Below are 13730 nucleotides of genomic sequence, written 5' to 3'. Positions count from 1 at the left end.
AAGAAAGATCGCGTTCCCATTTTGAAACAGCTTTATCCGTTACGTTCAGTTCCGCTGCGAGTTCCGCCTGCGTCAAACCTTTGCGTTTGAATATGCACTCTTCGTTGCGACGCCGGGAGGTGTGTGGGTATTCACTTTTTATGACAGGTACTGCTGGATATCATCTGCAATAACCAGGAGAAGGTTCTTTTGTTTTTCCGGAAGAGATGAAAAAATATGCAGCAGTTTACGGATATTTTCTTTTGATCCGGCAGTTTGAATCTGGAATGTTTCACCGGTGACAAGATATTCGACGCTTGTATTCAGTACCAGTGCCAGACGGACAGCTACATCGGCGGAAGGCATACAGGCTTGACTGCTTACGTAGCTGTCTAAGGCGCGTTTCGTTATTCCGGCTTTCGCCGCCACCTCTTTATTTGATAATCCTGAAAATATAATTTCCTCTCTTAATCTCGACCTGAAGTCCATGGTTCCTTAAAAATATCAAAATACTGTTATTTTGTGTTTGATTATTTCATTAAACTGTGATACATTAATAAAAGATAACATTATACTGTTATTAACATATGTTTTTATAACAGAATTTGGGGAATAAATGACGCGTTATGCGATTCTTGCCGGAGTTTCCGAAAAACCGGGCTTCCAGCAGAAATCCCTGTGCGACATATATGATTTTCTCAAAAGTACGCGGGGTGGTTTCTGGGCGGAACGGGCGAAATTATTTTCCGTGGATACGGCTGTGTCCCGTATGGCGAATCTATACCGTAAAATAATGCAGAATACTCTCTGACTGCATGAATAAATAGATTAACCTGCTGCCACTGGGTTTAGAAAACGGACGCAGAGTTCGTAAAAGCTGCGGCTTTTATCTCTTTTGGTAAGCAAGTTCCTGCACGGTTTCCAGCGGTAATTCCGTTGCAGCGGCGATCTGCTCCGGCGTAAGCACTCCCATAGATAAGAGGTTCCCAGCCGTAGCGTATTTTTCTTCGGATTTACCTTCCACGATACCGCTGATTCTGCCTTTCTCTATGCCGCTCGATTCGCCTGCTGCAAAACCGAGGGATTCGCCCTCGGCAAAGCCTTCCTTACGGATGCGTTTGATTTCTATCTCGTACTTCATGAACACCCCCTTGGCGGCACCGTCGGTTTTCAGTTTGAACACCCGCTCGGCAAAGCTCTTCGCCGTCTCCGTGTCCGTTCCGCCTTCCGCTATGTAGTGTAACATGGCCGCCGTTTCCGAATCAAGCTCGTTTTCATACGCGGAGGCATTATAGACGACGGCAAACCGTTCGTCCCGGACGTCGAGCGCAGTGTGCTCGTCGCAGACGGTCCTGAGCGTGTAGCGCGGCAGACCCTCGCCGAACGGATCCTTCGTGCAGATGAACAGGACGTACAGCTTTTTCAGGTCGTCGTAATCGGCGCCGCGCTGTGCGGTGCCGATGTCGATGGAACTTTGGTAATAGCGGATTCGCTTGAACAGGTTCGGCTCGGAGGTCGTCTGCATTTCGACGTTGACGATTTCACCGGTGGTTTCGAGCAGCACGTCGAGGCGGACGCTTTTGGAGCCGGGTGCGGCGGCGAGGGTTTCCTGAGTGTTGACGTAGGTGATTTCTTTTGCGTCCAGTTTGAGCAGGGTGCGCAGAAGGAGGCGGCACAGTTCGGTGTCGTGAAGCATCGAGTAGGCGAAGAAGAAGTCGTTGGTGATGGTAACGTCTTCCCAGCGGGGAAAATCTGCGTTCATGGTCTCTCCTGTATAAAGCCGCTCCGAGCGGAAATTACGATAACCGGCGCGGCTTAACAAATAATCCGCGAGTTCTGGCAACCGGGCAGCGTTGGCCGAAAGCGCCGTCGCGGCTCAGCGAATAGTTGCGTATCCTGCAACCCGTATTTCAGCGTATAAAGTCACATTGAATGTGTTCGCGACTTACCGCTCAATCGGCATATATATTATGGGAGAAAATGAAGCGAATTTGCCTCGGATTGGCTGCATCGGCAGATTTTTCAGGCAAGAATCGGCTGATTTTTTTATTCGGCTGATTGGGGAGGCTTGTGCTCGTCGTTCTGCGTTTCGTCGGCGGGAGGATTACAGGCTGGCGATGTCCGTAATGATGCGGGATGCCATGAGTAAACCGGCGGCTGCAGGTACGAACGAAATGCTCGCGGGAACGGGTTTCCGATACGAGCCGGGCGAAGATGCAAGCCGGGGCGGCGGGTTACCTGTGTTTTTTTGCGGAGTCCGGCTTATCGGCGGGTTACCCGTGATTTCCCGCAGTACCCGGATATCCGGCGATTCCCCGGAAGCCGCGGTATCGGCGGAGGCTGCCGTTTGAGCGGCTGCCGTTGCCGTATCGAATGTCGCAGCGTACGGCGGTTCTTTTGAATAGACAACGGTCAGTGCCGGAACGCCGCGTTTTTTCAGTTCGCGGCGCATAACGCGTGCGAGCGGGCAGACGGACGTATCGTAAATGTCGGCAATTTCGAATCGGGACGGGTCGAGCTTGTTGCCCGCACCCATTGCGCTGATGAGCGGAATATCGAGGCGCGCGGCGGTTTCGACGAGCAGCAACTTACCGGTAACGTTGTCGATGGCGTCGGCGATATATGAGCAGCCGGAAAAATCGACGTCGCGCGCCGTGTCTTTGCCGTAGAATATCGGATAAACGGTGATATCCGCGCCGGGATTGATGTCGAGAATCCGGCGGCGAAGGACGTCCGTTTTGAGCTTTCCGACCGTAGAATATAACGCGATGTTTTGGCGGTTGATGTTGCTTTCCGTAACGCAGTCGCTGTCAAGGAGCACGAATCGTTCGATTCCGGCGCGGGCGAGCGATTCGGCTGCGAAGGAACCGACGCCGCCGAGCCCGACGACGGCGACCTTAGCCGATTTGATGCGCTCCAGTGCTTCCGCTCCGATAAGTCGTTCGGTACGGGAATGCCGCCCGTCGAATATCGGTTCCCGCAGTTCCGTCATACGGATCGTCCCGATTTGCTTTTCGCCTTGAACGCGTACGACAGCGCGTTTCGGGAACACACGTGAGTGCATTTGAGGCACGCGATGCATTCGGTGGAACCGACGCGCATGTTTCCCGTTTTATACGTCAGGATCGGCACCTGCATCGGACACGAGCGTTCGCATTTTTTGCAGCCGATGCATTTTTCGGGATCGATGGTTATTTTGAGCAGTGAACAGGCGTTTCCGGCTTTTTGAAAAACGGGAACGGGGCACACGTATTTGCAGAAAGCCCGGTTGTCTTTCAGAATTGCGGCGAGCATAATTCCCGTCAGATAGTACACGGCGTTTCCGGCGAGCAGCCAGCGCAGTTCCAAGTGCGGATTCTCATAGAACGTCTTGCCGAACGTCGTCCCGAAGTACAGGAACGCGGCGACCGCCGCGATGCCGACGCAGTGGATGTATCTGAAAAAGCCGAACGGTTTGCGCTTTCCGCCGGCGGGTTCTTTCCACGGCAGCAGGTCGAACACCATCGCAGACCAGCACGCCCAGCCGCACCAACCGCGGCCGAAAATGAACGGACCGGCAATTTTTGCGACGAAGTAATGGATAGTCGCTCCGGCGAATACTCCCGAAAACAGGTAAAACCAAAATCCTTCAATCTGCAGATCTTCTTTGAGGAATATGCCGACGTAGCACAGCAAATACAACCCGACGAACAGCTGCGTCAGTTTGCGTCCCGTGTCTTTTTTTTCGGCCGGAAGCGCGCCTGTCAGAAAAAATCCCGCGGCGAGCGTCGTTCCGATATACATGAAGTTGAACAGAAAAAACGGATCCCCTTTCGCAAAAAACAACGCGAACGCCGTTCCGTAAAATACGGCGATGAACACGAGCGGCAGCGTTACCGTCTGTTTTGAAATAACCAGTTTCATACGATTCCTTTTCTATGAAGAACGTGCGGCCGGCTCGTACGAGACGAGCAGCGCGAGTTCCGTTTCAAACGTTTTAATTCCCTGCGCCCAGAATTCTTTGGATTGAATGTCGAATCCGGCGTTCCGGCAGACGTCTTCACAGGAAAGACTGCCCGTTTGGCGCAGCAGCGTTCGGTACGTTCGGGCGAACGGTTTTCCTTCCTTTTCGTATCGGGCATACAGACCGAGTGCGAACAGCAGTCCGAATGCGTACGGAAAATTATAAAAATCCAGGTCGGGACTGTAATAATGCGTTTTAACCGCCCACATATATTCATGGCGCTCGTCTGAAAGGCCGGAGCCGTACGATTTTTCCTGCGCGGCCGCCATGAGCCGGCAGAAGTCTTCTGCCGAAAGCTCGCCGTTCGCGCGTTCTTCAAACACGGAACGCTCGAAGTAAAACCGACACAAAATGTCTACCAAAACCTGACAGCTGTCCTGCAGATGCAGTTCCGTCAGGCGGATCTTGTCGAATCCCGCCGCACGGCCGATCATATCGTTCATGACGATGGTTTCGGCAAAGATGCTGGCGGTTTCGGCGAGCGTCATGGGGTAGTGCGTAAGCGCGTAGTCGGTTCCGGTGATGCAGTGATGATGATACGCGTGTCCCAGTTCGTGTGCGAGCGTTGTAACGTCGGAAAACGTACCGGTGAAATTCGAGAGTACGCGCGACACGCCGTGCGCGGGAAAATCGATGCAGTACGCGCCGCCGACTTTGCCTTTGCGGACTTCCGCGTCTATCCAGCCTTCGGCAAAAGCGGTGCGGGCAAAATCACCCATATCGGCGGAAAACGAATCGAATCTTTCTATAATATATGCGCGCGCCTGATCGAACGTCCATCCTTCCATCCGTACGGAATCGGCGCATTCGGTTTTGGCGCCTTCAGGCGGAGCGAGCGGCGCGAACAGATCGTAAAACGCGCAGCCGCTTTCTTCGGCGGAGGGTTTCACCGCGGCGATTTCCGCTGGGCGGAGCAGCCGCTTTTTTTCTTTCAGATAGCGGCGCCACAGCGGAAGGGAATCTTCTATGGCGCCGATAAGTGCGTCGAGCGTGGCGCGGCTCATTCGGGCGGCGGCGAGCGAACGGTCCAGCGCCTGTTCCCAGCCGCGGCGCCGGTTGAGCGTAACCGTGGTTCCTTTCAGATTGTTGAGCGCGGCGGCAATCGGAATCTGCATACTTTGCAGCAGTTTGATTTCCGTCTGCCAGGCGGCGCGCCGGACGTCGCGGCTGCCGCTGTACGCGTCGTTGCGGATTTCGTTGAACGTTTTGCCGCTGACGGGATCGGACAAGTTTGAAATGATTTGCTCGTGCAGTCTTCCCCAGGCGGCGGCTCCGGTACGTTCGAGATCGTCGGCAAGATTTTCTTCAGCCCGGCTCATGCGGTGCGCCGCGTCGGACAGTTCTTCCTGAAATATGAAACGGTACGCTTCGTATTGTGGATAACTTGTGAAAAACTGTGTGAGTTCATGTGCACGGCTTGTTAAAATTTGTTGAAAACTCAGCGCCTGCTGCGACGAGCGCAGCCCGATTTCTTCCAGTTTGGACAGGTTGTTCAAAAAAACCGTGTTCGTCGTGTCGGTCGAATACGAAGCGTACGCGTACGCGTTCAGCGATTCTTCCAGTGCGCCGACGGTGTTCGACTCGGTTAAAAACTCTGCCAGCCACGGAAAAAACTCAAATGCGCCGGTTTCCTCCGTATCCGAAGTCTTTTCCGCATTTTTCGTGATTTTCGGGGCTGTTTCGGCCCGGGAAAGCAGCTCGTCGAGCGTGTCGAGGCCTTTTTCATACGCTGCAAGGGCCTGCGCGTAGTCGTCGTGAGCAAAATCCGTATATATTGAAGAAAGATTCCAGCGGGGAGCAGCGGATGCTGCCGGTTTCGTGTTCGGCATATATAAATCCTTGATATGAATGTAATTGAATCCTCAGGAAGTATACTGCAAATACCCGTTTGCTACAAGCAACGGAAACGCTTGTGGACAGCTTGTGGAAAACTTTTAGCGGGAGGGCGTTCCCGTACCCTGCAACGCTCTGCTGCTTCCGGCGATGCGCTGTCCGCAGCGGCTGCCGCCGTTCAGCTTTTCGCGCCGAAGCAGGCGTCGATATCTGCAATGATATCCGCGTCGAGTTTTCCGTCCTGCGCGTGCTGAGAAAGGATGCGGATCGCTTCGGCATGGGGAAACTCCGCTTTATACGGGCGCGATTCTCGGAGCGCCTGATACATGTCGATACAGGCCATGAGTCGTTCTTCTTTGCTCAGGTCTTTTGCGCTCAGGCCGAGCGGGTAGCCGGTGCCGTCGAGTTTTTCGTGGTGATTTGCCGCCCAGCGGGTGATGTCTTCAAATCCCGGAACCTGATGCAGAATTTCCCTCGTAATGGAGGCGTGCCGTTTCATTTCCGTAAATTCCTGCGGTGTCAGCGCGCCGGGCTTTTCCAGGATCGCCGTATCGATCGCCAGTTTGCCTATATCGTGCAGGGCGCCGGCAAGATAGTAAGCGGCCTGTTTGTCGGTATCCCAGCGGTAAAACTGCGCCATTCGGTACGCTTTGCTTGCAATGCCCGTCGAATGCGCGCACGTGAACGACGATTTGTAGTCGATAATTTTGGCGAATATATCCGCCATGCCAATGACTTCATTGAGCCCGTATTCGCCGACCGTATCCGTGAACGAATCCGCCAGCAGCTGCCCCGCGTCGTGCGCTGCAAGCTGTGCGAGCAGATCGTATTCCTCAAGACAATCCAAAAACAGTCCCGCGGTGTCCCGGTCGAATTGCGTTCCCGTCGCGTTGCGTATATATTCGATCAGCGTTTCTTTTTTGTCGGGCAGATTTTTTTGCGGATTGAAGCCGATATCCACCATATCCGCCAGATGGATAATCCGTGCGAACAGGGGAACGTCCGCGGGGCTTTTGGCGAACGGGCCTTTCCCGTCGGCCCGCTCGTGATGATACAGAATGACGTTCCGTATGTGCGAATAAAACGGCAGGACGGAAATGTTTTTTTCTCCGAGTACGCAGTGTTCGGCAAGTTTCGTGTATTCGGGATTTTGTAAAACGTCGAAGCCCGCGTTTTGTTCCGCACGGATGTATTCGGTAAGCGCGTTGTCGTGCAGCAGTGCGCAGGCCGCGAGACAGGTGATGTGATCCGGTTCGGTTCCGGCTTTTTTTCCCATAACGGCACTTATATAAGCAACCCGTTTCGCGTGATTTTTTACCGCGCCGAATAAACTGCCTTCGACGTAATCGAGCGCGTCCGAAATGGCGCCGAGCAGGGCTTTGAAATGTATTTGCATAACGCTTGTATACTACCTGAAAACGGGAATCAGTACAATGTGCACGGAAAGGTTTGCGCAGCTTTTGCCGGCAGCCGTTATTTGCTGCCGTCGGTCTCCGTTCTCGGCGGCGTTTCATGCGGCTTTTGCCGGCAGCCGTGCCCTTGACGGCGGCCGCGCAGTTTTTTACAATACCGCCGGAGGTTCTTATGATTCATGAAAACATACCGCTGCCCGTGCAGTACACCGATAAAGGGGTAAAGCGCGGGTCGGCTCTGCCGTATATGACGACGTATATTCTTGATAATTATGACGAAATTGATGCGGAGCGCAAACGCCCGCTCGTGGTGATCTGTCCGGGCGGCGGATACGAACATCTGTCCAACCGGGAAGCGGAGGCCGTTGCGATAAAAATGAACGCGGCCGGTTTTCATGCCGTCGTGGTGTGGTACAGTCTTGCTCCGATGGATTTTCCGGCGGCGCTGCTGGACTTGTGCGAGGCGGTTCGCTTTGTGCGGACTCACGCGGCGCTGTGGCACGTTGATGAAAAACGGATCATTGTCGGAGGATTTTCCGCGGGCGGACATTTGGCCGCTTCTCTGGGCGTGTATTGGAATGCGCCGCTTATCGGAAAATATTTGCCGTACGGAGCGGACGAAGTGAGGCCGGACGGGCTGCTGCTGTCGTATCCGGTTATTACGGCAGGCGAATTTGCGCATACGGGTTCGATTCGGAACGTGCTCGGCGGTACGGCCGAATTCACCGCGGCGGACGTCAGCCTTGAAACGCTCGTAACGGGCGCGGTTCCGCCGGTGTTTATGTGGCACACCGACACCGATACGTGCGTTCCGCCCGAAAACAGTTTGCGGTTCGCCGCCGCACTCCGCACGGCGGGCGTTTCGCTCGAATATCATTTGTTTCGGCGCGGTGTTCACGGTATAGGACTCGCGACGGCGGAAACGTCCGCCCCCGACGGCAGCGCCGTGCAGCCTGAATGCGCCGTGTGGGCCGATCTGTTCGCCGTGTGGCTCAAAAACTTGTAAATTTACGGTTCGGGTTCTGCTTTCCGCTGATTGTGAATGAGGGCGTTAAGAGCAGGTCGGTTTCCAGCTGACCCGCGAGACTGTACACCTGCGACTCTTGCAGCCGTACCGTCTCGCAGCCGAGTTTGAGCGTCACCGGGTCAGCATGTCAATTGCTTCTTCCCGCGTTTCGGTAAAAAAGACGTCGTTTCCGGTGTTGCATTCGTATATGAAGTCTTTCAGCGGCTTGCTCGTATAGTGCGAAAAATCGCCGTAAACGGCTATGCGTGCGCCGTAATTGATGTACTTCTGCAATATTTCGCCGGCGATTCCCGTGCTCAGGATAAAAAAATCTTCCGCCACAAGCTTTTTATCGATGGCGATATTTTTTGTTCCCGCGCCGTATTCCGCGCTTACAAGCACGTCCAGTGCGGACTGTGCGTCGGTAATAACCGTTTCATTGCTGTCTATGACAGCGCATTCAGCGCCGTTCCTTGTAATTTTTTTAATGTCCACTTTTACTTCTCCTTTTCCGGCAGAGAATCATCCTTCCGGAAGCAAGCCGATTATATTTTTGCGGATTATTCCGTTCCACATCTAACCGATCTGACTGTTTTTGCGCAATTTCAGCGCTGGCCACCGCGTGGCTCAGGAATCGGCAGAATCGCTCCCGGCGATAATCAGTTCCAGCGGATATTTTTTTCCGAGGGGAAAAGAAACAAATACAGTACGAATTGCACGGTACCGGCCGCCTTTTTTCTGCTGCTGCGCCTAGTACCCGTATTTTTTCCGCTTCGTCAAAAGGAATGTAATTGTTACCGTCGCCGCAAGCAAATCCGCAATGATGATTGCAAACCAGATTCCGTTCAGCCCGAACAGAATCGGCAGAATCAGCACCGTTGCAACCTGAAAAACGAGCGTCCGCAAAAACGAAATCGCCGCTGAAACGAGACCGTCGTTGAGCGCGGTGAAAAAACTTGAGCCCCAGATATTTATTCCGGCAAAAAGATAACTCAGTATAAAAATCCTGAAGCCGAACATCGTCATCTGCGTAAGCTCGCTGTCGTAGCCGGTAAATATTTGAACAAGCGGACGCGCAAACAGTTCCGCCGCAAAAACCATCACAATTCCGCCCAGAACCATGAGCGAAAGCCCTTTGCGGTACATATTCTTCAGTTCGCCGGAATTTTCCGCTCCGTAATGGTAGCTTACAATCGGGCTGCTTCCGATTGAATAGCCGATAAAAATCGCGGCAAAAATAAACCCGACGTACATCATGACGCCGTACGCCGCAACGCCGTTCTCTCCGGCATATTTCATAAGCTGCATATTGTACAGCGTTCCCACAATCGAAGTCGAAAGATTTGAAACCATTTCCGACGAGCCGTTCGTGCAGGATTTTGCAAAAATTTGTCCGTACCATTTTGTTTTTGTAAGGCGAAGCGGACTTGAATTGTTCCGCCGCGCAAAATACACAAGCGGCGTAATTCCGCCGATGCCGTAGCCGATGACAGTCGCAACAGCAGCACCGGCAAGCCCCTTCTTTAGAATGACGATAAAAACGTAGTCGAGCACCATATTTGTAAGCCCCGCCGCCACGCTCACCTTTAAACTGTAGGACGGCTTTTCCGCGGCAACGAAAAAACTCTGGAACATTACCTGAAGCATATACAGCGGAATGAACGCAAAAATAATTTTTCCGTACATGACGCAGTCCTCAAGCAGCTCGCCTTCCGCTCCCAAAAGCCGTGCGACGGGACGGATAACGGCGCTGCCGACAAACGCACATATAATCCCCAGAATGATTCCCGCGTATACAATCATCGAAAAATATTTGTCCGCCAAATCCTTTTTTTTCTGACCGAGCGTCATGGAAACAATCGCGCTGCCGCCCGTTCCGAGCATAAAACCGACCGTGCTGACGCCCATAATAATCGGCATAAGCAGATTGATTGCCGCAAACGGCGTTTTGCCTACAAAGCGCGAAACAAAAAATCCGTCCACAATGCTGTACAGGGACGTAAAAACCATCATCAGTATGGAAGAAAACACAAACCGGAACAGCTTTCGGTAGGTGAAATGTTCTGAAAGTTGAATTGTCATATAAAAAATCCTTAAAAATTGCACATCGCAGAAAGCTTCGGCTTCCGAGGATTGCGTTTCGGCCGCGCAAGTGCGCCGTTTTTAACTATTTCTCGTTTTATTGTGCCGTATATTTTTTTAAAAGCGAGCAGTATTTTTGCAGCAGCTCCACCACCGCCGCCTGCTCCTCCGGCAAAAAATCATTCCAAACGGATTCCTCCGCCTGGTCAACCGTACCGATGTACGTTTCCATAAAAGTCCGCCCTTTTTCCGTGAGCGCAATCAGCCGGCTTCGCCTGTCGTCTTTTGCCGGTGCGAGCGTAATCAGACCGCGCTCAACGAGTTTTGCGCACGCCGAATTGACCGTTTGCTTGCTCAAAAAAAGTTCGCGCGCAATCTCATTCTGCGAGGCAATTCCCTCGTGAAACATCAGCAGAATCCAGAATTCTGAAAGCGAAATGCCACTTTCGCGGATAAATCCGTTGTAGACCGACTCGATTTCCTTGTCGATTTTTCTGAAATCCTCAATACCGTACCGATTCATTCACACCTCTGTCAATATAGTCCGGTTTCGGACTATTGAGCAGGAAAATCATACCGGCTTAAAAAAATAAAGTCAACCGGGATACAAAAGAATAAACGGAAAGCCGCAAAATCGGCGGAATTTATGATATACTGAACGTATGAAATTGCCGCGGTTTTCCTTCTTTTGGCGTATCTTATCGGCGTTCGTGTTGTGCGGTATGGCGCCGCTGTTTTTGCTTTCGGTCGTGTTTACCGGAGCGGTCGAACACGTCATAGAAAAAAACAATTACCGGCGCGCCGCCGAATCGGTTGAATCGGTACGGCTCGTGGCGGACAGCTTTGTGCAGACGGCGATTCGCACTGCGGAACATTTATCCGCTTCCGCCGCGGTTATCGGCTACTGCGCGAACGGGGACGCGGCTTCGCCGGTGGCTCAGAGCCTGCTCGTTTCGGACATTTTTCAGGAGACGCGGCTTTACGCCGAAGACGACGATTTTCAGATATACGTGATACCTGCCGACGGGCGCCCCGTTCTTTCCAAAAAAACGATTCCCGCACAGTACGAACTCGCGTCGTACGGCGGCTGGGGTGTTTTCAACGCGGCGCGTTCCGAACTGAACCGTACGGACGGTTGCAGTCCGTACGTGCTGTTCGGGCAGCCGCATCCGGACAGCGGCAACCAAACGGTGGCCGCCGTTATCGTGCCGGTGTACGGAACCGCCGCTCCGGCTGCCGCGTTATCACGCGCGCAGGACGGATTTCCCGCCGGCGTAACCGGATTCGTGATCGTGGATATTCTGCGCAAAGGCTTTGCGTCGCGGATTACGCAGATTGCCGGGCTTCAAGGGGCGCTCGACACGCTGCTTTTATACGACAAAAATCGGTGCGTGCTGTACAGCCACTTTTCGCCTGAAACGGAAAGCGCGTTCTTCGATCCGGTGCCGGATTTTGGGACTGAAACGGCTGCGACGCACGTTGCGCGTTCGCCGCTTTCCGGGCTGTCGGTGTACGGCGGGCAGCCGGAAATCGGTACGGTGCAGTTCGTGCGCGATTTGCGCTCCGTCGCACTGCTGATTGCTTTTCTGACCGCGGGCATTTCGTTTTTTGCGGCGGTTCTGTTTTCCCGATCGATCACCCGGCCGGTGGAGGCGCTCGCGCGCGCAATGCGAAAAGCCGAATCGGGAGATCTTTCCGTCAGGTGTGAAGAGCCGTATGCCGACGCGTCGCAGACAGACGAAATGTCGTTTCTGATCCGGTGTTTCAACCGGATGGTCGGCCGGATCGGGCGGCAGGTCGACGACATCGTGGAACAGCAAAAGCGGCTGCGCATAGCGGAAGTGAAAACGCTACAGGCGCAGATCAATCCGCATTTTCTGTACAATACGCTCAATTCCATCAAATCGACGGCGAAACTGGCGGGCGCGCATAAAGTGGCGAACATGGTCACCGCTTTGGGGAAAATCCTCCGGTACGAGTTTACGCCGGAAGAAAATTTCGCTCCACTCGAAAAAGAACTGGAAATGGCGCGCAATTATTTCGAGATTGAAGCGTATCGTTGGGACGGGCGGTTTTCGCTTGAAGAGTCGGTAGATCCGCGGGTTACCGCCTGCGCGGTGCCGCGGCTCGTCATTCAGCCGTTGGTGGAAAACGCGCTGATCCACGGTCTTGAAGAAAAAAACGGAGCGGGAACGCTCCGGATTACGGCTTCCGTGGAAATCGGCGTTCGGTTTCCGCAGCAGTCCGATATTGTCATAGAAATACGGGATGACGGCCGGGGCATGAGCGAAGAGCGCCTTGCCGCGCTTCAAATCATTTTAGCCGAAACAGCGGAAATCGGCCGCCCGCAGTTTTTCGCCGACGCGCATGTTGCAGACGCGCCTGTTTCAGCCGACACGCCCGTTCCCGCCGCCGCCGGGAACGCGATGACGGACTCGAACGGCATCGCGCTCGTAAACACGCATCGCCGTCTGAAACTGCTGTACGGCGATCGGTACGGACTGACCGTAGATTCAAAACGGGAATGCGGTACCGTCGTTACCGTCCGCATTCCGTTCGGCAGGTCGTTATGATAAAAGTATTGATAGTTGAAGACGAACCGATCGTGCGCCGCGATCTGGTGCTGCTGACCCGATGGGAAGAGTTGGGCTGCGTGTGCGCGGGAGAAGCCGCCACCGGCAAAGAAGGTATCGCGCGGTTTAACGAGCTGCAGCCGGACATCGTGATAACCGATATCCGAATGCCGGAACTCGACGGACTTGAAATGATAAGCATCATTTCGGAAATCTGCGCGGTAACCGCCGGATCGGTGTCGGCCGAATTCATCATTCTGTCCGGATACGGCGATTTCGAGTACGCCCGGAAGGCGATGCGCGAAGGCGTTCAGGAATATCTTTTGAAACCGGTGGACGACGACGAACTCGCCGCGGCCGTCCGACGCGTCATCGGACGGATTACGGCTCGGAAAGGACAGTCCGGTGCGGGCGTTTCCGGCGACGGCGGTAAATCGGAAAGTATGCTGATGTTATTTAAAGAATACGAGCTGGGCGGGCGTGAATCGGTTTCCGCGCGGAACGTGGAAAAAGCTATCGAGCTGATACGCACCCGATATATCGGCGGAATCACGATCGAGCAGGCGGCCGAAACGTTGGGCATTTCCGCCGGACATCTGAGCCGGAGTTTTAAAAGCGAAACGGGATATACGTTCGTAGATTATTTGACGTTTTTCAGAATAAAAAAGGCCGCCGAATTGCTGCAGGATGCGAATGCGAAAATTTACGAAGTGGCGGATATGGTCGGCTACGGCGACGCGCGGTATTTCAGTCAGATTTTTAAGCGGCTGACCGGTTTGACGCCGAAAGAGTTTCAGGAGCGCCGGTAGGTTCAGGGCGCGCGTTTCGGTGCACGCGCGGTA

The 13730-nt window shown here is 53.7% G+C and carries 13 protein-coding genes; 4 read left to right on the top strand and 9 right to left on the bottom strand.

The features are described 5' to 3' along the window. Positions 1–138: 138 nt before the first annotated feature. On the bottom strand, positions 139–468 hold the full coding sequence (locus tag TREBR_RS13970) for a helix-turn-helix domain-containing protein (RefSeq protein ID WP_013759650.1): 330 nt from the start codon (positions 466–468) through the stop codon (positions 139–141). Positions 469–595: 127 nt separating this feature from the next. Between TREBR_RS13970 and TREBR_RS13080 the strand changes: the two genes are divergently transcribed. Next, on the top strand, positions 596–790 hold the full coding sequence (locus tag TREBR_RS13080) for a hypothetical protein (RefSeq protein WP_013759649.1): 195 nt from the start codon (positions 596–598) through the stop codon (positions 788–790). A 75-nt stretch (positions 791–865) separates the two neighbouring features. Here the strand turns inward: TREBR_RS13080 and TREBR_RS13965 are convergent, their stop codons facing one another. From TREBR_RS13965 to TREBR_RS13055, 5 genes are all read right to left on the bottom strand, one after another. After that, a complete protein-coding gene (locus TREBR_RS13965; protein WP_013759648.1) occupies positions 866–1741 on the bottom strand; it encodes an Rpn family recombination-promoting nuclease/putative transposase in 876 nt (291 codons plus the stop codon). A gap of 342 nt (positions 1742–2083) precedes the next feature. Further along, positions 2084–2971, bottom strand: a complete 888-nt coding sequence (locus tag TREBR_RS13070) for a tRNA threonylcarbamoyladenosine dehydratase (RefSeq protein WP_013759647.1) — start codon at positions 2969–2971, stop codon at positions 2084–2086. Beyond that, on the bottom strand, positions 2968–3882 hold the full coding sequence (locus TREBR_RS13065; RefSeq protein WP_013759646.1) for a 4Fe-4S binding protein: 915 nt from the start codon (positions 3880–3882) through the stop codon (positions 2968–2970). The genes TREBR_RS13070 and TREBR_RS13065 overlap by 4 nt, the downstream gene beginning before the upstream one ends. A gap of 12 nt (positions 3883–3894) precedes the next feature. Further along, a complete protein-coding gene (locus TREBR_RS13060) occupies positions 3895–5811 on the bottom strand; it encodes a M3 family oligoendopeptidase (protein ID WP_013759645.1) in 1917 nt (638 codons plus the stop codon). Positions 5812–5993: 182 nt separating this feature from the next. Then, positions 5994–7211, bottom strand: coding sequence for an HD-GYP domain-containing protein (locus TREBR_RS13055; RefSeq protein ID WP_013759644.1), 1218 nt, complete (start codon positions 7209–7211; stop codon positions 5994–5996). Between the two features lie 188 nt (positions 7212–7399). On the opposite strand from TREBR_RS13055, the gene TREBR_RS13050 reads away from it, so the two are divergent. Continuing rightward, entirely contained in the window at positions 7400–8233 is an 834-nt protein-coding gene (locus tag TREBR_RS13050; protein WP_013759643.1) for an alpha/beta hydrolase, read from the top strand. A gap of 132 nt (positions 8234–8365) precedes the next feature. Here the strand turns inward: TREBR_RS13050 and TREBR_RS13045 are convergent, their stop codons facing one another. From TREBR_RS13045 to TREBR_RS13035, 3 genes are all read right to left on the bottom strand, one after another. Further along, positions 8366–8728, bottom strand: coding sequence for a DUF4180 domain-containing protein (locus TREBR_RS13045; RefSeq protein ID WP_013759642.1), 363 nt, complete (start codon positions 8726–8728; stop codon positions 8366–8368). Positions 8729–8983: 255 nt separating this feature from the next. Then, positions 8984–10315, bottom strand: a complete 1332-nt coding sequence (locus TREBR_RS13040) for an MATE family efflux transporter (RefSeq protein WP_013759641.1) — start codon at positions 10313–10315, stop codon at positions 8984–8986. Between the two features lie 97 nt (positions 10316–10412). Further along, on the bottom strand, positions 10413–10838 hold the full coding sequence (locus TREBR_RS13035; RefSeq protein WP_013759640.1) for a MarR family winged helix-turn-helix transcriptional regulator: 426 nt from the start codon (positions 10836–10838) through the stop codon (positions 10413–10415). Positions 10839–10977: 139 nt separating this feature from the next. Between TREBR_RS13035 and TREBR_RS13030 the strand changes: the two genes are divergently transcribed. Together TREBR_RS13030 and TREBR_RS13025 are read left to right on the top strand one after the other, a co-directional pair. After that, complete coding sequence (locus TREBR_RS13030) at positions 10978–12888, top strand: sensor histidine kinase (protein WP_013759639.1); 1911 nt, start codon at positions 10978–10980, stop codon at positions 12886–12888. After that, entirely contained in the window at positions 12885–13697 is an 813-nt protein-coding gene (locus TREBR_RS13025) for a response regulator transcription factor (RefSeq protein WP_013759638.1), read from the top strand. The genes TREBR_RS13030 and TREBR_RS13025 overlap by 4 nt, the downstream gene beginning before the upstream one ends. The last annotated feature ends 33 nt before the right edge of the window (positions 13698–13730 follow it).

The organism is Treponema brennaborense DSM 12168, assembly GCF_000212415.1.
GTDB classification, from domain to species: domain Bacteria; phylum Spirochaetota; class Spirochaetia; order Treponematales; family Treponemataceae; genus Treponema_F; species Treponema_F brennaborense.
This window is presented reverse-complemented; position numbering and strand designations above follow the sequence as displayed.